Origin of the sequence: Vibrio sp. HI00D65 (assembly GCF_001635455.1) — a bacterium.
Taxonomy (GTDB): Bacteria; Pseudomonadota; Gammaproteobacteria; order Enterobacterales; family Vibrionaceae; genus Vibrio.
In genome coordinates this window covers 152012-172436 of the sequence record NZ_LWEH01000613.1, presented here as the reverse complement: position 1 = coordinate 172436, position 20425 = coordinate 152012, and the positions used below count along the sequence as shown (strand labels likewise).

Annotated in this window: 19 protein-coding genes; 4 read left to right on the top strand and 15 right to left on the bottom strand. The window is 42.6% G+C overall.

Annotation, left to right across the window (positions count from 1 at the left end; translation table 11 throughout):
- Positions 1–356 precede the first annotated feature (356 nt).
- Both A3712_RS25815 and A3712_RS25810 read right to left on the bottom strand, forming a co-directional pair.
- Positions 357–677 carry a hypothetical protein gene (locus tag A3712_RS25815; protein ID WP_063525531.1) on the bottom strand — a complete coding sequence of 107 codons (321 nt, stop codon included), beginning with the start codon at positions 675–677 and terminating at the stop codon, positions 357–359.
- Positions 678–763: 86 nt separating this feature from the next.
- Positions 764–1744, bottom strand: a complete 981-nt coding sequence (locus A3712_RS25810) for a helix-turn-helix domain-containing protein (RefSeq protein WP_063525628.1) — start codon at positions 1742–1744, stop codon at positions 764–766.
- A 313-nt stretch (positions 1745–2057) separates the two neighbouring features.
- Between A3712_RS25810 and A3712_RS25805 the strand changes: the two genes are divergently transcribed.
- The 3 genes from A3712_RS25805 to A3712_RS25795 all read left to right on the top strand — a co-directional run bounded on the left by A3712_RS25805 (position 2058) and on the right by A3712_RS25795 (position 3421).
- Entirely contained in the window at positions 2058–2477 is a 420-nt protein-coding gene (locus tag A3712_RS25805) for a hypothetical protein (protein WP_063525530.1), read from the top strand.
- Positions 2429–2950, top strand: a complete 522-nt coding sequence (locus A3712_RS25800; protein ID WP_443083628.1) for an N-acetylmuramoyl-L-alanine amidase — start codon at positions 2429–2431, stop codon at positions 2948–2950. The genes A3712_RS25805 and A3712_RS25800 overlap by 49 nt, the downstream gene beginning before the upstream one ends.
- Before the next feature lie 135 nt (positions 2951–3085).
- Positions 3086–3421: a hypothetical protein gene (locus A3712_RS25795; RefSeq protein WP_063525528.1), complete on the top strand. Its 336-nt coding sequence runs from the start codon at positions 3086–3088 to the stop codon at positions 3419–3421.
- Positions 3422–3478: 57 nt separating this feature from the next.
- On the opposite strand, the gene A3712_RS25790 is transcribed toward A3712_RS25795, so the two are convergent.
- The 8 genes from A3712_RS25790 to A3712_RS25755 all read right to left on the bottom strand — a co-directional run bounded on the left by A3712_RS25790 (position 3479) and on the right by A3712_RS25755 (position 13881).
- Complete coding sequence (locus A3712_RS25790; RefSeq protein WP_063525527.1) at positions 3479–5650, bottom strand: polysaccharide biosynthesis tyrosine autokinase; 2172 nt, start codon at positions 5648–5650, stop codon at positions 3479–3481.
- Positions 5651–5793: 143 nt separating this feature from the next.
- Positions 5794–6234 (bottom strand): low molecular weight protein-tyrosine-phosphatase, encoded by a 441-nt coding sequence (locus A3712_RS25785; RefSeq protein ID WP_063525526.1) that lies wholly within the window; start codon positions 6232–6234, stop codon positions 5794–5796.
- A 138-nt stretch (positions 6235–6372) separates the two neighbouring features.
- Positions 6373–7509, bottom strand: coding sequence for a polysaccharide export protein (locus A3712_RS25780; RefSeq protein WP_063525525.1), 1137 nt, complete (start codon positions 7507–7509; stop codon positions 6373–6375).
- Positions 7510–8025: 516 nt separating this feature from the next.
- Complete coding sequence (locus tag A3712_RS25775) at positions 8026–10155, bottom strand: YjbH domain-containing protein (protein ID WP_063525524.1); 2130 nt, start codon at positions 10153–10155, stop codon at positions 8026–8028.
- A gap of 198 nt (positions 10156–10353) precedes the next feature.
- Positions 10354–11256: a hypothetical protein gene (locus tag A3712_RS25770; RefSeq protein WP_063525523.1), complete on the bottom strand. Its 903-nt coding sequence runs from the start codon at positions 11254–11256 to the stop codon at positions 10354–10356.
- A 19-nt stretch (positions 11257–11275) separates the two neighbouring features.
- Positions 11276–11821 (bottom strand): outer membrane beta-barrel protein, encoded by a 546-nt coding sequence (locus tag A3712_RS25765; RefSeq protein WP_063525522.1) that lies wholly within the window; start codon positions 11819–11821, stop codon positions 11276–11278.
- A 454-nt stretch (positions 11822–12275) separates the two neighbouring features.
- Positions 12276–12824: a sugar transferase gene (locus A3712_RS25760; RefSeq protein WP_157618889.1), complete on the bottom strand. Its 549-nt coding sequence runs from the start codon at positions 12822–12824 to the stop codon at positions 12276–12278.
- 112 nt (positions 12825–12936) lie between these two features.
- Positions 12937–13881: a UDP-glucose 4-epimerase family protein gene (locus tag A3712_RS25755; protein ID WP_063525520.1), complete on the bottom strand. Its 945-nt coding sequence runs from the start codon at positions 13879–13881 to the stop codon at positions 12937–12939.
- 175 nt (positions 13882–14056) lie between these two features.
- Between A3712_RS25755 and A3712_RS25750 the strand changes: the two genes are divergently transcribed.
- Positions 14057–15925: a nucleoside-diphosphate sugar epimerase/dehydratase gene (locus A3712_RS25750; protein WP_063525519.1), complete on the top strand. Its 1869-nt coding sequence runs from the start codon at positions 14057–14059 to the stop codon at positions 15923–15925.
- Between the two features lie 30 nt (positions 15926–15955).
- Here A3712_RS25750 and A3712_RS25745 read toward each other — a convergent pair whose 3' ends face one another.
- The 5 genes from A3712_RS25745 to A3712_RS25725 are packed head-to-tail and all read right to left on the bottom strand — an operon-like array spanning position 15956 to position 20400.
- The gene (locus tag A3712_RS25745; protein ID WP_063525518.1) at positions 15956–16774 is read right to left on the bottom strand and encodes a glycosyltransferase; all 819 of its coding nucleotides are present in this window, start codon (positions 16772–16774) and stop codon (positions 15956–15958) included.
- Positions 16761–17462 carry a CDP-alcohol phosphatidyltransferase family protein gene (locus tag A3712_RS25740; RefSeq protein WP_063525517.1) on the bottom strand — a complete coding sequence of 234 codons (702 nt, stop codon included), beginning with the start codon at positions 17460–17462 and terminating at the stop codon, positions 16761–16763. The genes A3712_RS25745 and A3712_RS25740 overlap by 14 nt, the downstream gene beginning before the upstream one ends.
- Positions 17463–17480: 18 nt before the next feature.
- A complete protein-coding gene (locus A3712_RS25735) occupies positions 17481–17885 on the bottom strand; it encodes an adenylyltransferase/cytidyltransferase family protein (protein ID WP_063525516.1) in 405 nt (134 codons plus the stop codon).
- On the bottom strand, positions 17885–19210 hold the full coding sequence (locus A3712_RS25730) for a capsular polysaccharide export protein, LipB/KpsS family (protein WP_063525515.1): 1326 nt from the start codon (positions 19208–19210) through the stop codon (positions 17885–17887). Before A3712_RS25730 ends, A3712_RS25735 begins: the two co-directional genes overlap by 1 nt.
- Entirely contained in the window at positions 19210–20400 is a 1191-nt protein-coding gene (locus A3712_RS25725; protein WP_157618888.1) for a CDP-glycerol glycerophosphotransferase family protein, read from the bottom strand. The genes A3712_RS25730 and A3712_RS25725 overlap by 1 nt, the downstream gene beginning before the upstream one ends.
- Positions 20401–20425: the final 25 nt, after the last annotated feature.

The window sequence follows — 20425 nt, the reverse complement described above, 5'->3', positions numbered from 1 at the left end:
ATATATAGAGAGTTTTTGAGGTTTAACCTCATTGGTAGATCTCAGTTATTCAAAGTCACTGAGATACTTTTTATCCATTTTGAGACAGTCTGTTTGCGCGCTGCCTTAAAAGGCCAAAGTTTTACTTACTTTGTAAAACAGCCTTAATTGAGCAACCTGAAGACTATATAAATCCTTCAGGGTTACGATCTACTCTTGTTTAAGCACGCTACCGCCCTTAGGTTTGGCTCCTAAAGGCAATGGCTCATGATTTTTCACCGTACTTCATGCTAATACGGTTTTCATACGGTTTTTTGAAGGCCGAGATTGTAACAAAGTGTATGCATATTGACTAGTTTGAAATTTGAACCAATATCTCACAAAGCATTCACCCAGCGAAAGCGTTGTACGTCCTTAAGGTATTGTTTACCTATGTAATATCGGTTTTCTTGTGCGGCGTCGCAGTAGCGCTTCTCTATGTCGATGAATATTTTGCCGTTACGGTACAAAGAAACAAAACTGGGGTTGGTGTTCACCGCCAGTAGTGCTTTAATTTCAGTGCGGGTTAAACCTTGTGGGTAGTGGCTTACCAGTAGTTTTAAGAACTCTCCTATTCGCCCTTCTACTCGCGCCACCTCTTTGGCCAACAGCGTGGCTTGCTGTTCAGTCGTCAGTTTTTTTAAGCCTGTATCGTCCATGTTATTTTCTTCCTTGTTTACATTGCTTGCTCACTTACGTTGTGTGGTTTGGGTTGCTCGCTGTTTTAGTTGCTCCGAGCTTGGCTTCACTCAGTTTCACCGTTCATCTGCGCTTTCGATTGAATGAGCGCTTTAATGCGTGCTTCGAACGGGTTGTGGGTGTTATTGCTTTGGTATTCGGCCAGTGCTTGGGCAACAGGCGTTGTGCCTTTAGTTCGCTTTATTGGGGTGAATGCCCCCTGTTTGGTTTTGGTTTTCGCACTTCTTCTTAGCCAGCCATTCACAAAATGGCCAATGTGTTCAAACGGTTTACGTTTATCGGGGTTAATGTACAACCAGGCTTGCATGGCGTGCAGTTGTTGCAGTACGTCTAAGTTGGGGTAGGTGCGTTCTAGTATGGTAAAGAACTCGTGATAAATCGGAGCGCTTCCTTCTTGGGTAAGTAGGTGAATCACCGCGTCATCTGGGCTCTTGGTGTCCGAGTTTTTGGCGTCCGCGTTTTTGCTCTTCATGCTGAGTGTATCCGTTGTGGCTACGGCTCCCCTTTCTTGTTCTGTTTGCGCTAAGTGCCCCCTCTCGACCGTGGTCTTTTTTAAGCTCAACCCTGTTTTATGTTCTTTATGAGAGATTATGTGTGCCAGGAGGTCACTCTCCGTGCAGGATCGCCTGGCCTCCTGGTGGGTGTCGGATTGATCAGTACTAGGGTTGTGTATGGTATTAGCTACTGGATCCGTTACCGATACAGCTGCAGGCTGTGGGGTGTCATGAGTTAAGTCGCGCTGTTCAATATGGCAGCCTTCTGGCACACGCAGTTGGTATAAGTTGCTGCGCTGGCGCCCTGAATCATCAAAGCGCTTTATCCGCTGTAAAAAACCTTGTTTTTCCAGCTCTTTAACGTGCCGTGTCACGGTTCTTAATGACACTTCGCAATATTGCGCTAAATAATTTAATGAGGGGAAACACACGCCGCGCGCGTCGGCATTATCGGCCAATTTGAGCAGCACCAGCTTGCTGATCGGCGAGCCAGTTTTAAGCGGCATAAAAGAAAGAATCAGAGAAACACACATCATTAACGCTCCTTGTTAGCGGTTATTCATAAACCTTCTTCATGAAACTGATTCACAAACGAAAGTCTTGATAAAGTGATCATTAACACCGCTTTTTAAGAGTTAGGGGCATCTATGAGAGCGAGAGGTATCATTACACAGGGTGTTTTTCCTGTTCACTCTCATCTATATGCAACAAGAGTTGTTATTAAACTTATTCCCTTCGAAGCACCTCTCATTTTTTAGCTCAGCCTTGGTTATTGATGATCAACAGCACCCCTAATCGCAAATCTTGAATTACATTGCCTTCCCCGTCGCGACCATAAGGTGTTCAATGAAGGCAATCATCTCTCTTTTTATTTCCGTCTACCGAGGCAACATGGCCAGTGCAGAGTGCTACTCTTACTCTCCCCCTTACTCGCACTCTCACTATTATTCTCGCTGTTGCTCATATCAGAACTCTGTACATGGCGCACCACCTAAACACAGTGGCTTTGCCGCTGTTAACTACGAGGATGTTTGTTGGGCAATAAGCCGAGCTAGCAAGCGTGAAACCCTTGGCTACTGCATTGCTTACCTTCGCTATGTTCGCTACCACGACGCTTACGCTAATACAATGGAACGTGCTTGGCTGGAACATTGCAATTCGGAACTAAGCCAGGTGCCTGCATCCCAACAATGGTTACAGCAACATGAGGAAGCATTTTGTCACGCACTCCACCAGCAACTCATCGAAATCAATGGCCACGATTAACGGGCCAACCTTTATCCCTTTACTCCTTTTTGTGTCACCTCCCCGCCGGTTTGGCTTTCTCTTTTATTACCGTGCATTGCAGCGCCACGTCACCGCAGCAAGACATAGGCGTGAATGACATTCGCCGCTGGCATAAGAAAAGGGGCTGGCGCGATGTGGGGTATCACTTTGTGATTCGTCGTGATGGCAAGGTAGAGCTGGGGAGACCACTGTCGCAGACTGGCGCACATGTGAAAGGGCGCAACAAAAGTAATATTGGGGTTTGTCTAATCGGTGGCTGTAACGCAAAGCAGCAACCAGACGATAATTTCACGTTTGCGCAACGTAAGGCGCTGTTTGGCTTGCTGGCGGCGTTGCAAGAAAAGTTCGCTATTTCAGATGAAGCAGTAAAGGAGCATAAAGATTGGGGAGTGAATAAGGCGTGTCCGGTGATGAGATTAAGAGCAGATGCGAGATACGAGTATACGAGGTGAGAAGAGTTTAGGGGCAGATGCGGGGGATGGGTAAACGAGATATGAAGAGATTAGGATCAGAGGTAAAGAGCGAGAAGGTTAAACAGTCAAAGGCGATATAGTCAGCTAAAGCCAATCAATAAACTGAGGAGCAGTATGACATTGTTCGGGAGAATATTTGGAAGCCAGTCTTCCATTAGCAAAGGGTTAGAGGCACTCACCAACACAGGAGATGCGATGTTTTTTACTGATGAAGAAAAGGCGGAGCACAAGCTAGCACTACTGAAAGCGTATGAACCTTTTAAATTGGTGCAACGCTACATTGTGTTGTTGTTCACCATACCTTATGTCGCACTTCATGTGATGGTCATTCTTGGCTGCATGCACGGTTACGATTGGAAACCGTTGGGAGAAATGACCAATGAAGCGTTTGGTTATCCGGTGTTAGCTGCGATTGGATTGTATTTAACGGGAGGGGTGATAAAGAAGTAGAAAAACAGATAGGAGTGGCTTTTTCCTATCTCGCCACTCCCATCACGTCATTGCTGTTTATTCATTGTCGCTCGAATACGCGTAATTGTAGTAGCCGTAGCCGTATGAGCTTGAGGCTTTCTTCTCGACGGCGTTGAAGATAACACCTTTCACTTCAATGCCTGATTGTTCGAAGCGGTTACGAGCAACGTCGATCTCTTTAATGGTGTTTTGGCCATAACGCGCCACCATTAGTGTAGTACCGGCGAAAGCACCTACAATGCTTGGGTCGGTTACCGCTAATACTGGCGGAGTATCGACAATCACCAAATCATACTCTTTTGATGCCCACTCCATAAGCTCTGCAAAGCGTGGGTGCATCAGCAATTCCGATGGGTTGGGTGGTACTTGGCCGCGGGTAAGAATGTCTAGGTTCTCTATTGGTGTTGCTTTGATAGATTGCGCAAATTCTTGTTTATTGCTCAATACATCAGAAAGGCCATTATCCCATTTCAAACCAAAGCTTTGCTGTAGGTAACCTTTACGCATATCGGCATCAATGATCAACACTTTCTGGCCTGTTTTAGCCGCTACTGCCGCAAAGTTGGTCGAGATGAAAGATTTACCAATGCCTGGCGCCGGGCCAGAGATCATCAACACGTTGTTTTTGGCTTCAAGCATCGCAAAGTGCAAGCTGGTACGAAGGCCACGCAGCGCTTCCACCGAAAGGTCTGCTGGGTTAGATTCTGCCAGTAGTGCCTGTGCGCCTTTGGTTTTTATTTTTTTCGATTTATAGCGATTAGTTAGCTCAATTTGCAAATCGGATTTTGGTACCGCTGCGTAAACCGACAAACCAATCTGTTCAATTTGATCTGGGCTTTCCACACCACGATGGAACGCCGCTTTCACCAATACAAACGCCACACTCAACATGCCGCCTAGCAAAGTCGCTAATACTACGATCAGAGGCTTCTTAGGTTTAACAGCGCGCTTATAGGCTTGGGCGTCGTCTAGAATACGAACGTTACCTACCGTGCCCGCTTTAATAATGCTCAGCTCTTGCACCTTGTTTAACAGCTGAATGTAGATTTGTTGGTTCACTTCTACATCGCGTGTCATACGTAGCACTTCACGCTGCGTTTTCGGTAACTTTTGAATCTGTTCGTTCAGGCGGTCTTTCTCACGTAGCAGCGTTTTACGCTTATCAAGCAGTGATTTATAAGCGGGGTGATCTTTGGTGAAGCGCTGGCTTATTTCGCTCTCTTTAAACGTCAGTTCATTCAATTGCGCTTCAAGCTCTACCATTACTTTTAGGGTAGATTGCGCTTCTAAGCCAAGGTCGATCGATTCGTTCTTCTGGCGATAGTTGTTTAGTGTGTCTTCATAGCCCGTCAGCTCAGACTTGATGCCCGGCAGGTGGCTTTCTAAAAACGCTAGGCTCTTTTCTGCTTCTGCTGAATTGCGCTTCACATTTTGCAAGAAGTAGATCTGGCTGATGTGATTAAGGATCTCAGTGATCTGTTGCTTGTTTTCACCTACAAAGCTCAACTTCAAAATACCAGTTTGCTTACCCTGCTCAGACAAAGACAAGGATTTTTTCAACCATTCGATCGCTTCTAGTCGGCTTTGTTTAGCAATAGAGAATTCGAAACCGTTGTGAGATTCAAACCCTGCGACAAACAGGCTGTAGTCATCGGCCGTTGCTAACTCACCCACTTTACCTTGTAGGATAACGCGCTCATCATCACGCACCAGTTGGTAAGTGCCTTGCTTGGCATCCACAATCTCGATGGTGTGTGAGTAATCGCTCGCATAGCTTGGCAAGGTAAAACGGCTGACCGCAATATGGTTGATGTCACCGGTTAAGCGTGCAAAGCCTTTACCAACGATGGGTGCGTAAATGGGTGCCGTCACTGTAGTAAGGTTAAATTTATCCACCGTTTCACCTAAGATCATACGCGATTTGATGATCTCGACTTCGGTGGTTGCTGATGACTCTTGTGAGAATAGCTCGCCCATATCGCCAACCATAGAAGAGATGCCGCCAGAACTCTTCTCTTCAATTTGAATCAGCGCATCGGCTTTGTAGATCGGTGTTGAAAGCAGCGCAAACGCAATACCCAGCACAGCAAATACGAATGTGGTGAGCATGATTAGCCATTTGGCATCTAATAAGAGACCAAGCAGTTTTCCTAAATCGATCTCATCAGAGTTATCTGTATGCGATGGCTGCGAGGGTTGTGTTGTCATTGGTTTGCTACTTCCTAAATGATTGCTATTCAAGAGAGTGAACGACGCACCTCTTGTCTATGATTCTGTTATTGTTGCTTTTGTGACGGTTCGACGATGCGACGGTCAATGGCGTATACGCGGATTAAAGACGAAATATCAAGCTACAGCTTTTTGGCCCACGCTTGCGCGGCGTCGTCTATCAACTGATAAGCGTATTCAAACGCTTCTCGGCTTTGACGGTGCGGATCGGGAATGTCTTTCTGGCCAATCCACTGGCCAAACAACATAGTTTTGCCGCGTGCTTCTGGTGAGATCTGAGTGAGCGCTTCTAAATGGCCCTTCTCCATCACCAAGATCAAATCATATTGCGCACAAAGCTGAGGTGTCACTTGTTGGGCTTGATGGTTTTCCACATCGACGCCATTTTCTGCTGCAATTAAAATCGCGGCCTCATCGGCTGGCTTACCGAGTAAACGACTCTTTTCAGCCGCGATCCCTGCAGAGGCTATCTCTTTACCTGGAAGTAATTGTTGAAGAACGCGCTCTCCCGTTGGAGAACGGCAAATGTTGCCCACGCACACGACTAAAATTTTATTAAACATAGCTGTCTCTAATTGTATTGGGCTTGTACTCCCAAGCGACTTTAATAGGCAGGATTCAAGCATCCCGAAGTGACTTGGGTATAAATATAAAAATCAGGTCGCACTCAACATGCAACCTGATTGCCATTTTCTCTTAGCCTATGGCCAAGTGCGAATACGTTCAACGCCTTCAGTCAGGCTGTTGAATCCGTTGATGGTCGGTAATAGTTGGCCAATGACGCGGTTCCAACGAGTGAGCGGTGCTGCCGTCACATAAACCACATCGTAAGGTTTTAAATCAAACTCGGTGCCGATCACGAGCGCCGATGCGTCGGCAATGTCTAGCTGGTAGATGTCTGCCATACGCTGTGATTTATCATCAGAGGTACGAATCACAAACACACCGGTTGCGTCTGCCGTCAGTTCGTTAATACCGCCGACATTACTGAGCGCTTCAGTTAGGCTCATGCCAACGCGATCGATCTTCAGAAGTTTAGGCTCTTTCACTTCACCCATAACGAAAACTTTCTGATTATCGTTACGCGGCACGTGAACAATGTCACCCGCTTGCAATAAGCGGTTTTGAGTTAAGTCACCACGCTGCATTAAGCCATACAGCGATAGGTTCTCTTCTACACCGTTGCGCGTTAATGACACGTTGCGCCAATCGGCATCTTCTGAAAGGCCACCAGAACGGTTAACCGCATCAAGTAGCGTTAATGGGATATTGGTGATTGGCTGCTGGCCCGGTTTAGATACTTCGCCAGTGATGTAGGTTTTTTTAGAACGGAACGCCGCTACGTTAACATCCACTTGCGGGCTTTCGATGTATTTAGCCAAACGTGCTGCGATGTCAGCTCGAATTTCACGAACGGTTTTACCTGCCACTTCTACGGTACCAATGTAAGGGTAGAAGATGGTGCCATCGGCATGTACCCAATTTCCGGCTTCAGTACTACTGCGGTAAGAACCGGCTGGAATGGTCAACTCTGGGTGATCCCAAATCGTGATATTTAAGATATCCCCGACACCGACTTTGTATTCGTATTTCGCGATGTCTACGTCTAGCTCCGGGTTCGCTCTTGAAGCCGACAACTCGCCAGTTTGGTAAGTCGAGACTGACTGCGCGGTCAGTGGGTAAACGTTCACCACCTCAGAAATATCAGACTCTTGCTGATCTTCAGAAGTCTGAACCACATTCTTGCCACCCGTAGATAGGTGACTACCTGGAGTCGTACAGCCTGCAAGTAATACAGGAAGGAGCGCCAAAAGGAGACGATTTTTATTAATCTTCATGTTAACCAAGTTCTAGAAACGGAATGTGTTGTGATACCCCAAAGGACACCCAAAGGAATTAAACGAATAATTTTATCAGTTACGCTGTATTCAACGGAGATAAGAGCAACACCAACTGTGACTCTGCTTCCAATTAGTGTCAAAAGAATGAACCCAAAAACGCTACCGCCCCTTGGTACTCCGCGACACCACACTGCGTATAAAATGTATCCCTATCAATCTATGATTTATCTAGGAATTTTGAATTAAAACGTAACAAATCGAGTGTTTACGTAACGTTTATTTAATCCGTGTGCATTATCCACAAGATTGTGTTTATTATCAACCTAGTTGAATGGTTTCAACAAGGAAATCTAAGACACTAGACGCATAAGCTTAGATAATGGATGTGAGTAAATGAGATACAAAAAAGAATAACAGCAGATTAAGGGGACGAGTAAGCGGGATACGAGAAGTAAGAGCAAAAAAAGAGCCAACACTCTTGGTGTTGGCTCTTCCTTTTATAGTTACACTACGCTATTTAACGGCTTCTAAGTATTTTAGGTACGCATTGCGTAAGCGCTGTCGGTTTTCATGGTAGTAACTTGCGCCAATACGGTTACGGTTGAAGTACTGCCTTTCAATATTGTGTTGTAAGCCGGTATCGACACCTAAGCCTGTACCTAAATTATTATGGCTCTCACCAACGCGAGTTTGCAACGCATAAACAAACTGGTCAGTACCACGTAATTGAATATAGTCAGGGCTCATATCACGCCACAATGTTAAAGGAATCGCGATAGAAAGCGTAACAAAGTCTTCCGCTTCATTGCTGCCTTCGGCTTTTGTGGTTTGGTATGAAGCATCAACTCTTACGTCACCCAACCAGTGGCTAGTGGTAACACGCACTCCTTCATCGCCTTTCCAGAATTGGCCAGCTTGTACCTTACCTTGCCAGTTCCAATCCGGTCTTGAGTAAGTGTAGTGGCCAATCATCGGCGTCGCATCGGCAATCGCTTTCCCTCTTGAATCGTACTTATCTTGAGGAGAAAACGTCGCAAATTCTGTTCCTAAAATATGACGGCCGCTGTTACTCGCATACTGGGTTTCGTTCACGCCACCCAAAAAGTTTCCATAAACTTGTCCGAGTGAGAATTGAGTGGTGAGGTTATAAGGCAGTTGAAATGCTTGATGGAAAAGAACCCTATCAACTTCATTTTCAAAAGCATTCTTACCCCAAATTTCGCCCTCTTCAAAGTCATCACTATTGGCTAACGGCATTAAGTGTCGAACATCCAAAGCCGCACCTTTCCAAAGTGGTGTGTACAAGTTAGTCGCCAGTGCTAATGAGTAATCAAACACACCGTACTCTGTCGCGGTGTTGTGATACAAAGCTGGAGACACAATCACCTGTGTGCGGCCAAACCCCGAACGAGTAACCTCTTCACCAAAATTCGCTTTGGCATAACTCTTTTTCACATCAGAGGTACGAACAAGAAGCGTTTTGCAAGGCTCACCTGTTTTTACAAACTCACGGTAACAGGGTGCGCTGGTGATCACTTCCATCATCGGCATATCGTTCACCAAGTTAAACAAGCGAATGTTTTGTTGCTGGTAGTCTTTAACGCCAAGCTCTTGAAGCATCTCTTCTCCTACATAAGAGGAGATGATACCCAGAGCCACACCCACGCCATCCACTTGGTTACGATTATAACGACGGTTTTCTAACGCGACATTTAAACCAATATCGTCCGCCGAGATTCTCACATTAAGAAAACCTTCATCGACCAGCGCTTTTTTAAGCTGAACCACGCCAGCAAACTTATGATGCGCTTGCTCTACTGCGATCTTATCTTCTAAGGTTAACTCATTCACTCGTCGAGATTCAGAGAAGCCCATTAGGGGGGTTGATGCTGCTACCGACCAAATATCGATGTCGGCATTACCACTGGTGTAAAACTGGTATTGAAACGATAACTGCGTATCCAGTGGTAAGTAATGCTCTGGTGTGAACACCTTAAGGCCAGCATTAAATTGGTGGGAATCGTGCTCTGCAATCAGCTGAACAAAATCCAGTGGCTGATACTCTAAGCTAGCAAATGGCCCATTCAGAACGCCATGACTCACTTCTGATTTACCGTAGCCTGCACTGAACCTTGCTGGTACAAAATCAGGCTCAAAATCAGCAACCGCATAGTAAGTTTCAAAATTGCTGGCGGCGCCGCCTAAATCTTGGACACCGAGCGCCAAGTCAAACCCTGTCCACTCTTTGACAAAAGGAAGCTGGTATTTAAACGATGCTGATAGATCTCGAATACCAGAACCGCCACTGCCACCACAGTTGGGGTCATAGTTTGGTACATTTGAGTAGCCATGGCAGTTATACGTTTTTGTAACAATTCGACCAGCAGCTTCAAAGCCTTCAAACAGGCCAACACTGAACAAAATATTGTCTAGCTCGCTGGTTTTTCCTCTGTAGGGTACGCCCTGACCATAGAGAAAAGAGATATCTCCGGTGTCCATCACTTGAGCATTGGGCACGATGATCGCGCCAGTATAACTTTGGGATGACAATAAATTATCGACAGCGAAGGCATTCGGGGCGATGGCAAATGCATTCAGGGATGCAATCAGCGCTGCGTTTTTAGAGTGACTGAGTATTTTCATTGGTATGCAATAGGTTATAACTGTGTTCGCTAGTAGCTATTTGAAATAGAAACTATGCTCAATAGTGATAGTGCTAAATAATGAGTATTACTAAATAGCGAGTATGATAAATAGCAACTGCGTTTGATTGTGACGGTGTTGCTAGCAACAGCATGTAAAAAAGGCACCGACTGGTGCCTTTTTACCTCAATACTTAAATTAGCCGCCAGTACCACCGCCGTTACTACCGCCACCAGCGCCATTAGTACCGCCGGTACCGCCTGTACCGCCAGTGCCTCCGTTATCTCCATCAGGATCTGGAACCGGTTTAGATTCTTGTTCTGCTGAAGGTGGAATGGTTACGTCCGCTTCAGGGTTCGCAATAACATCTTCAATGAACGATGGATTTTCAGCAAGATCTAAGTAAATCTCACCGCCACCTGGTTTTTTAGGGTAATCAGGGTAGCTTTTGATCACTGCTTCGGTAATTTTAGCAGAAGCCTTAGAGATCTCAGCGGCTGATTTATCCGAGCTGACGACAAGCACATCAGATAGTACAGCCGTTGTCGCTGAAACTTGGCTAGCTTCGTCTGCAGGAAGATCTTCAATAATCTCTTGTGTACGACGTAAGAAATCAGCAACACTAGTAGCACGACCCTTGTTTATTAGATCGCCTAAACCAAGATCATTAAGAATCTGCTCACCAACTGAGTTGTTGTAAGGTTGGCCATCTAGCTCTTTCTCAATCAGTGTTGAAAGCGGAGAAGCCGTCGCCGTTTTACCTAGTGCTGCCAAGCCTTTAGGGAACTTGTAGCTTACATTGCTCATGTCTTTACCGTTGGATACATCAACGGCATCCGGCGTTTTATTGTAGGCAAACGCGCAAGTTTCTGGTGTATCAACAACCGTAGTTTCAGCTATTTTAGAAACACCTTTATAACTTGTTGCTTCCAATAGGCCAGTTACACCGTTGTCACAGCTGAATGTGCCCTTCATACCCATAATTGCAGGGTCGTACGCCATCGTCTCATATGACGGAGCGGGAACACTGTTTGTGTTATCGCTACCACAACCACCAAGAATTGCGCCAACGACGGATAGAGCTAGAATTTTATATTTCACAATTTATCCCTGAAAATAATTAGAAAGAGTGAGACAAAGCAAGATTAAACGAGTCGATATGCACACCACCAATATCTTGATAGATTTGGTACTCTAGACCAATCTTCATTGCCGGTGTGATAGAGAACTCAGAACCGAAGGCAATCGTTGGTGCAACGCCAGAGTCGTCAGACTTAACACCTGCTCCGCTTGCTTTCCAATCATAAGCGGCCACACCACCTTTTGCGTATAACGCTAGGCTATCCGTGACATTGCCCGACGCTTTTAGAACAACATCAAAGCTGCTTGCTTCGTAACTGCCGCCGCCAGCCACATCTTTCAGAGCATACTCACCAAGGTAGTTATAACCACCTTCGATCGCTAGCGTGTCTAGGATTTGGTAACCAACAAATAAGCCGTAAGACGTATCTGAATCGTCGATAGACGTGCGATTTTCCACTAATGGACCAAAGTTATCGGCCGTTACACTGCCGACTTTAGCGCCTACGTATAAGTTTTCAGCTCCGACAGCTGATGCTGATAACAACAACAACGGTGAAACCTTAGCTAACCACTGCATTTTCATATAATTATATCTTCCATATTTCAAACTGAACTGAGGCTGATTTTCCTAGCAAATCTGAGTTATAGGCAAATCATATCGATACAAACGAGGGACATATATGTACACCTCGCTTGTTCATGTATCGTGACACTTTAACTGCACGGTTTTCCTTCACGAAAGTGATTGGGTGAAACACCGAACATCAACTAAGCAACATATTTTGAAAGCGATATAAAAAAGCACCACAAGCAAGAGCAGTAAAGCTACCCTAAAACCTCTTACTTATTAGTTATCTCAAAATAAAGCACTCAGCTTAAACAACTAATTGAAGAGCATAATAGTTAATAACCACATTCAAGTAAATGGGTAAATCATAAACAATACCTTATAAAGCATCATATTAGAGGGGCTGCAGCACACAAACCTGTAAAAGTTGGCACACATCTCATATATCGTGAGCCTCAAGCACCGCTATTTACACTCGATCACCCGCCCCTTTACCTAATACCGTTTGAATGATGTATTGAAAGTAAAGCTTGGTCGTTAAGGTCTTGAGCATACGTTGATCCCATTCCGCCAATAGCTTGGGTGTCGACATATCGATATCATTGATTTGAGCCAACCCCGTAACACCGGGCCTTACCGCCAGCACACCTCTCGATTCTCTCTCATCGATCAGCTCTTGCTGGTTGAATAAGCATGGTCGCGGGCCAACCAAACTCATTTCACCTTTCAGAACGTTGTATAACTGTGGTAGTTCATCCAGCTTAGTCCTGCGTAAGAACCCACCCAACTTAGTCACTGAGCTCGCCCCCACCAGGTGTGTTGCTACTGATTGTGTTTCTACCGGCATAGTGCGGAATTTGACTAAAGTAAATGGCTTTTTGTTACGCCCGACTCGAGTTTGAAAAAAGACTGGAGAGCCAGTGTCAAAGTAACCAAGGATACAAATGACAACAAAAACAGGCCAAAGGAACAGCAGACCGAACAATGCAAAAAAGAAATCTAATAAACGAATCACAATGGATGCCTTAAACTCTGATAAACGAATATTGTGAATGCCGTAACTGACATTCGTTGATAAAGAGTACCTGACTCAATTACGGATATGAATGGTGGAAATTAGCTGAAACACATCAGTGTGACTTCAAGTATGCTTCTACAGTTTTATCGATCCCGTCTTTGAAAGTCACCGGAGGGTTCCAGCCCAAGATTTCGTTTGTATGGCGAGTTTCCACTTGAAGGTTGCCACATACTCTTTGGGCTAAATGCTGCTTTCGTAATACAGACGCGCCTCCCTTTATCCAAGACATTGGGATCGGTAAAAGCCTCGGTGATTTATCCATTGAAAGCGCAATAGCTCTTATTAATTGACTCGTTGAAACGTCCTGGCTATCAGAAGCCAAGAAGGTATGCCCGGGCGCAGAGGGGTGCTCACAACAAGTTAATATTAAACTTGTTAAGTTATCTACATACACCAAGCTTCTCTTATTATGAATCGCACCAAATGGAAGTGGGATGCCCTTTTCAACCAAACGCATCATTGATAAAAAGTTTGCTTTCACACCTGGCCCATAGACCAGTGGGGGCCTAACAATAACGACTTCCAAGCCTGTTTCTTTTGAGAGCTTCGTTAACGCAAGTTCCGCTTCATACTTACTCAAACCGTAAGGATCTTTCGGGATGTTATCTAGGTTAGGTAAAAAAGGTGAACCAGGTTCAGTAAACTCACCGTTAACTTTAATAGAGCTGACGAACACAAACCGTTTAACGCCGGCTTCAGCGGCTTGCTTCGCTAGGTTCAAAGTGCCAAGGGTATTGATATCTCGATAGGCAGCCAAAGCATTTTGCTCACTTTCATTCATTTGATGCACGCGAGCAGCACAATGAACAACACAATCTACACCTTCGAATGCATTGGACCAGTCAGTTTCCGGCCCAATAGATGAAACCAAGAAGAAGTTGGGTTGTGTTCTGGAACTCTGACGTACTACAGAAACTACTTCCCAATCAGACTCTTCTGCTAGCTCAACCACTCTAGCCCCCACAAAGCCCGTACTACCCGTAACCAAAAGTTTCATAAAAATCGCTCAACAATCGAACAAATAACAAACAAAATAAACAGTAAATCGATTAGGCAACACATAACCGCCAATTACATCTAGCTTACCGCACTTAAGAACATTAAAATATCGTGAATAAAATATTCAGTTTACCGTTTACTCGACTGAAGTTTAGAGAATATCAAGGAAAATCATGATTAAACCAATACGAGCGATTCTAAATACAAAGCGAAAAAATAAACGCTTAATCAGTATTGGTTACGACATCTTTGCCATAGTAATGTCGATTTACCTTGCCGTTGCTTTAAGGCTAGGTCGTCCTACATTTGAGCTAGGGGTAGACGAGTGGGTCACACTAGCGCTGACAATTACAATAACGATATTTACCTTCGCCAAACTTGGGATGTACCGAGCAGTGCTGCGCTATATGATGTTTCCTGCCGTAGGTAACATTTTCCTTGCTGTCTTTATCTCGTCTCTCACATTAGTGATGAGCGGATTCTTTTTTCAAACCTTTATCCCAAGAAGTGTTCCATTTATCTACGCCGGGCTAGCGATTCTTACTTTAGGTGGACCAAGAATAATGATCCGGACTGTCTATGACCAGATCATTAAGCGCAAAAAACCGAATGTATTTATCTACGGTGCTGGGGCTACTGGCCGAGAACTTGTCTACGCGCTAATACATGGTGATGAGTACAACCCAGTGATCCTATTAGACGATGACCCTAGCAAAAAAGGCAACATTTTGTTTGGGTTAAAGGTCCATCACCCTAGTGAATTTGAGCACCTTCAATCGCTTTATCAACCAGTGAAACTGTTGCTTGCGATGAACAACATTAACAAAGGTGCACGTCTACGATTGGTCGAGAAGTTGTCACACTGGCCAATCGAAGTACAGTCTGTACCATCTGTAGAGGATATAGCTGCAGGTAGAGCGACTGCGACAGAGATCAAGGATCTCGACGTAGCTGATCTATTAGGCAGAGCGCCTATCACTCCTGACAGTGGATTGCTGGCAAAAAATATTCATAACAAGTGTGTTATGGTAACCGGTGCCGGTGGCTCCATTGGTTCAGAGCTGTGTCGTCAAATCTTGGCGCAGCAACCGAAAACACTGGTTTTATTCGAACTCAATGAGTACAACCTATACAAAATAGAGCAAGAACTTAACGCAACAAATAAAAGTTTAGGAAATAATACTCAAATAATCGCTGCTTTAGGATCAGTTCAAAGACAGAATCGCCTAGAGAAGTTGATGCAAGCATACAGTGTGGAAACTCTATACCACGCCGCAGCATACAAACATGTTCCTATAGTTGAAGACAATGTCGTTGAAGGCATAAGAAATAACGTATTTGGAACACTTTCATGTGCACAAGCAGCAATAAACACGAATGTTAAAAACTTCACTCTTATTTCAACTGATAAAGCGGTCAGGCCTACTAATGTTATGGGTGCTAGTAAAAGGATGGCCGAACTTGTTTTACAAGCCCTATCCGACAAGGGAAGCGAAACAATTTTTACAATGGTGAGATTTGGTAATGTGTTAGGCTCGTCAGGTTCAGTTGTCCCACTATTTAAAAAGCAAATTAAAGCCGGCGGTCCAGTAACCGTTACTCATCCAGATATCATCCGCTATTTCATGCTAATACCGGAAGCTGCACAACTTGTTATTCAAGCTGGTGCTATGGGGAATAATGGACAAGTTTTCGTACTGGATATGGGTGAACCCGTTAAAATTCTAGACCTTGCAAAACGCATGGTACATTTAATGGGAATGAAGGAAAGCCTTAATTCAAGCTCGGATGAAGGTGATGTTGAAATCAAATTTACGGGTTTAAGACCCGGAGAGAAGCTATATGAAGAGCTTCTCATTGGTGACAATGTCGAAGGAACTAGCCACGAAAAAATCATGACGGCAATGGAAAGCAAGCTTAGCTGGCCTGAAATGGAGGTTTTATTGAACGAACTGGATGAATGCTGCCATGATTTCAACGTTGAGTGCATCAAAAGAATATTGTTAGACGCACCGACAGGCTATAAACCTAACAAAGGGTAATCTTGATTTTTCGTTCGCTAAATAGGGCGACTAATATCTATATTTACTCACTAAAGCCTCTAGTTTGTATTGAAATTTGAGAGGAAGAAGACTTCGGAAAAAAGGATAGAAAACACCAATTATTGCTACAAACCTGAAGTCGAAATGCCATACAGCTTTTAAGCCAACTTTAATTCGCCCCAAGCCTACAGCTATTGAGTTTTTCTTGAGATAGTCCGTTGGAGTTCTATATTTTATTAATACTGAGTCAATATTAGCAAAATTTAATCCGCCCAAAGCGCAACGAATCCAAAGTTCATAGTCCTCCTGTCTATGTGGTGCTTTAGCATCGTAACCGCCAACAGAGTTTAATCTCTCTTTTCTAAAGATGACAGTTGGATGAATCAGCGGGCATGTCCAAATGAGTTTAACTATATCTGCATGTCCGCATATCACGTCGCGTCTACCTAACTCTAAACCCAATTCATCGATCTTGACACACGCTCCCCCAACGATATCAACGCTAGGATGCTCTAACAAAAAGTCTATTTGTGACTTGAAACGATGACTCAGACAAACATCGTCAGTATCCATGCGGGCGATAAGGTCGTAACTACAATGCTCAACACCGACTTTAAGCGCATATGAAAGGCCCATGTTAGTTAGCAATTCTACCTGTTTGATATTTAAGGTTAACTCCCATTCACGTATAACACTTTCTAAAGCCGGTGTTAGCGGGCCATCTTTTACTAACACAACCTCAGTAGCCAAGAGTGATTGACTAGCCAAACTGGCAAAACACTCATTCAAATACTCAGGCTTTTCCTTTTCATAGACTGATAGTAAAACACTAAACTTAACGTTTTCCATTGTCACGTTCTACTCCAGCTTTGTATGCGATAAAAAAGTTAAAAATAACAAGAGGAAACACGACACCGGAGTAAAGTAATAACACTTCAACCTCGTAATTAAAATAAAATGATAGACATACGATGATATAAAGGTTGCCTGTTTCTAATAACTCATAAACTAATTTTGAGAAAGAAATAAGTAAGCTAGTATTTTCTCTGCGTCCGTATCCTTTTAGCTCAGGGAAATATAACACTCGAGTTGTTGAGAGCAATGCATTAAAAGTAATAAGGCCGCACCCTAAAATTATGACGAACAGCTCTATAGAAGTGTAGCTTTGAAAAGAGGCCCAAGAAGATACGATAGCCAAAAAGATTAAATTGATTAACCTGTCGATCGAAACATCTAAAAAGCCGCCAAATGAAGATTGTTTGTTCGAAGCCCTTGCCAATGCTCCGTCCGCGCAATCCAACACATATGACAACACCCAGAACCCTGCACAAAAAATAAAGCTCTCTTTAATAAAAAAGAAAGCTCCCAGGATAAACGATATTAAAGAAAAAAAAGTAATTAAATTGGGGGACAGACGTAACACAAAAAACAAATATGTGAATGGCATAGCAAGGTTTTGATACAAGAGCCCAGTTGACTTGCAAGAAACAACAGATTTGAACTTAGGGTACTCTCTTGCAAATGCAATAATATTCATCAATAGCAACCTTTGGGGTTAGATACTTTTAGTAACTTCTATAATTTGAGTTGTAGATATTGATGGGGTTCTTGGAAAATAGACCACCTCACAAATGTCTGAAAATTCATCAAACTTTCCCCTCCAATCATCTCCCATTGCAAGAATGTCTGCTTGATAGAACTCAATATACTCTCGCTTCTTTTCAAGAGACTTTTCAATAAACACCTCATCGACAAACTCCAAGGACTGAATGATCTTCATTCTGTCATCTTGAGGGTAAACTGGGTTGCGCCCCTTCTTATTGTAGTTTAGCTCGTCACTAGATACACCGACGATAAGTGTACCACCAAGAGAGGCACACCTTTCTATAATGTTCACATGCCCAACATGAAATATATCAAATGTTCCAAAGGTTATGACACGCTTAGATTCTTTGCTCATTATTTATTCAACCCTTCTAATCTATTGCATAAGGATTTGATAGAATCCTTATCTGCACCTTCATAATATATTTCTGAAAAATACTCTTCTCTCAAGTATTTTATATATTTGAAGACTAATTCAAAATTCAGTTCTTGACCTAATGTCTTTCCAATAACTTCATGAAGCACGTTATAATCTTGACAGTTGTTGACCAACCCTTCAATATTATAAAAAGCATCTCCCAAAGTTATAACATTCTTTCCTGATATTAACGCCTCAATTCCTACCGTCGAGTTAATGGTAATAACCAATTCAGAATTAGCAATAAGATCTTGTGTGTTTTCCTTCAATGAAATTAAAGAGGAGTTGTAACTTCCTAAATTTCGTATTATGTAGTCAATATTTACACTTTTATCAACAGGATGAGGTTTAAAAATAACTTTTAAGTTATCATCAAACTGCCTATTATATCGTTCAACAGAATCAGAGACTAATGCAACCAGATTTTTCATTGTCTTGATTTTATTGGAGAAGTTTATGATTTGAGAATCAGTTTCAACTTGAAAAGGCACAAAAATATAACGCTGATTCAAATCTACTTTAGAATAAGATCGCTCTTTTATCTTCTTGTAGATTACATTTTTAAGCTTCAACAGACTTGTTAAATTGACGGCTTTCTTTCGGCGAGGAAAACGGCTTGCTAAAACAGGATCAACCTCTGAAAAATATGCAGACTGAGGTTTAACTATCTTATCAAACTCATCACGACAACTTAGAGATTCATTATATCTTTCTAGATAAAATTGAGGGTCTCTTGGTAGTGAATTATCGAAATTCAAACCCTTAGTTTCGAAAGTAAGTGTATAAGGCCTAAAGTAACCATACTCAAAAATAACAACCTTAATACCCTTTGATTTAGCATAAGAAATAATGGAACTCTCTTTATACCTAAAACCTCCCCATACAACAAAAAGATCTATGTCAATTTCATTGCTTAGCTGGTCAACGGAGACAATAAAGTCGCTAATATTAGCTTTAACTCTATTATTTCTCTTGCCAACTTTTTTGTGTCTCTTATTTAAACCAAAAGAGTAGTTCCCAGCTTCGTTAATTAATTGAGAGCTAGGTTTGAAAGCATCAATGTTAGAAACTGTGGTATCTGGACTGTGGAAAGTTAGTGGAACTCCTAAATCCTTTGATAAACCACTAATATCATGCTTATAATTATAGTAATGGCAGGAGTGTCCATTAAGATCAAGCTCTTTAACCAACTTAAAAAGTAAGTCGGTTCTCCAAACTTCTATATCAAAGTTACAAAAACATATATTCAAACTAAAACTCACTAATTCTCTAACATACGAGCAACAACAGTGCTAGAGGCCACACCTGATTCAGCATGACAAAACTCTGTAACGACACTTTGTCGGGTATCAAATTCAAAATCATGAGATGCTAGATTATCAACTAATTCATCAAATGTATAACTTACCCTACCAATTCCACTAGTTCTGATATCAAAATAAACACCTCGGTCTTTCAAATAAGAATCATAATCATGAAGATATAAAACAACCGGTTTTCGATAATTAAGATAGTCAAACATTATTGATGAATAGTCGCTAATCAACATATCGGAAGCAACTAATAATTCTTGCGAGTCAGGATAATCAGAAAAGTCGTAGATAAAACCCTTATACCGTGACACATCTAAATTACTCGAGACTAGGTGATGTAATCTTAATATTATTACAGAATCCTTCGATAATAACTGGTGTAATTTTTCAAAGTCTAGATTCAAGGATTCACGTATATCGCTCGGCGAAGAAGACTCGCGCCAAGTTGGTGCAAATAGGATTACTTTCTTATCATTGTCTAAACCTAGCTTATTCCTAATCTCAAGTCTTTGAGAATTGCTCTTTGCACTATTGACTAAAATGTCATTTCTCGGGTAACCACATTCTAACACTTCACCTTCATATCTAAAAACTCTCTTAAATATTTTTGTGGTATAGCTATTGGGAGAAACAAGCAAGTCCCAACGTTTAGATCGAGAAAATAAACCTAGCAAATTTTGCTTATATGTATACTCTGGATTATCAATTAGGTCAGCGCCCATCAACTTTAGTGGGGTACCATGCATTGTTTGCACATGATATGTGCCTTCTCTTTTCTTCAAAAAATCAGGGTAATTGACATTGTTAACGACATACTTTGCTCGTGACAAGTAGTAAATATACTTAATACTCAATCTCTTTATATACAAAACCTCATCATTCAAATCATTATACAACTCCGGATTACGAACGAATGCTACACATTTAAAAGAAGAATCTCGCCTGGACAATTCTTTTTGTATATATTTTGGATTACCACTAAATGATTCACCTCTGTAACTTTCAAAAACAGCAAGCTTGTTATTAATAGGAAGAATACTAAAAATATCAAACATGACAGTAGGTGTTTTCCTTCTATAAAACGCGCGTGATTTTTTAACAAACCGTCGTAATAACCTAATAAAAGATTTAGCTTTCACTATATTCTCTCTCTTTAGTAATGCA

What these genes read in the sequence shown, in the direction of transcription:
- A3712_RS25810 (WP_063525628.1), bottom strand. Translation starts at nt 1,744, where the DNA reads ATGTGTGTTTCTCTGATTCTTTCTTTTATGCCGCTTAAAACTGGCTCG.
- A3712_RS25745 (WP_063525518.1), bottom strand. Translation starts at nt 16,774, where the DNA reads ATGGAAAACGTTAAGTTTAGTGTTTTACTATCAGTCTATGAAAAGGAA.
- A3712_RS25805 (WP_063525530.1), top strand. Translation starts at nt 2,058, where the DNA reads ATGAAGGCAATCATCTCTCTTTTTATTTCCGTCTACCGAGGCAACATG.
- A3712_RS25780 (WP_063525525.1), bottom strand. Translation starts at nt 7,509, where the DNA reads ATGAAGATTAATAAAAATCGTCTCCTTTTGGCGCTCCTTCCTGTATTA.
- A3712_RS25815 (WP_063525531.1), bottom strand. Translation starts at nt 677, where the DNA reads ATGGACGATACAGGCTTAAAAAAACTGACGACTGAACAGCAAGCCACG.
- A3712_RS25750 (WP_063525519.1), top strand. Translation starts at nt 14,057, where the DNA reads ATGATTAAACCAATACGAGCGATTCTAAATACAAAGCGAAAAAATAAA.
- A3712_RS25735 (WP_063525516.1), bottom strand. Translation starts at nt 17,885, where the DNA reads ATGAGCAAAGAATCTAAGCGTGTCATAACCTTTGGAACATTTGATATA.
- A3712_RS25785 (WP_063525526.1), bottom strand. Translation starts at nt 6,234, where the DNA reads ATGTTTAATAAAATTTTAGTCGTGTGCGTGGGCAACATTTGCCGTTCT.
- A3712_RS25795 (WP_063525528.1), top strand. Translation starts at nt 3,086, where the DNA reads ATGACATTGTTCGGGAGAATATTTGGAAGCCAGTCTTCCATTAGCAAA.
- A3712_RS25740 (WP_063525517.1), bottom strand. Translation starts at nt 17,462, where the DNA reads ATGAATATTATTGCATTTGCAAGAGAGTACCCTAAGTTCAAATCTGTT.
- A3712_RS25775 (WP_063525524.1), bottom strand. Translation starts at nt 10,155, where the DNA reads ATGAAAATACTCAGTCACTCTAAAAACGCAGCGCTGATTGCATCCCTG.
- A3712_RS25755 (WP_063525520.1), bottom strand. Translation starts at nt 13,881, where the DNA reads ATGAAACTTTTGGTTACGGGTAGTACGGGCTTTGTGGGGGCTAGAGTG.
- A3712_RS25765 (WP_063525522.1), bottom strand. Translation starts at nt 11,821, where the DNA reads ATGAAAATGCAGTGGTTAGCTAAGGTTTCACCGTTGTTGTTGTTATCA.
- A3712_RS25790 (WP_063525527.1), bottom strand. Translation starts at nt 5,650, where the DNA reads ATGACAACACAACCCTCGCAGCCATCGCATACAGATAACTCTGATGAG.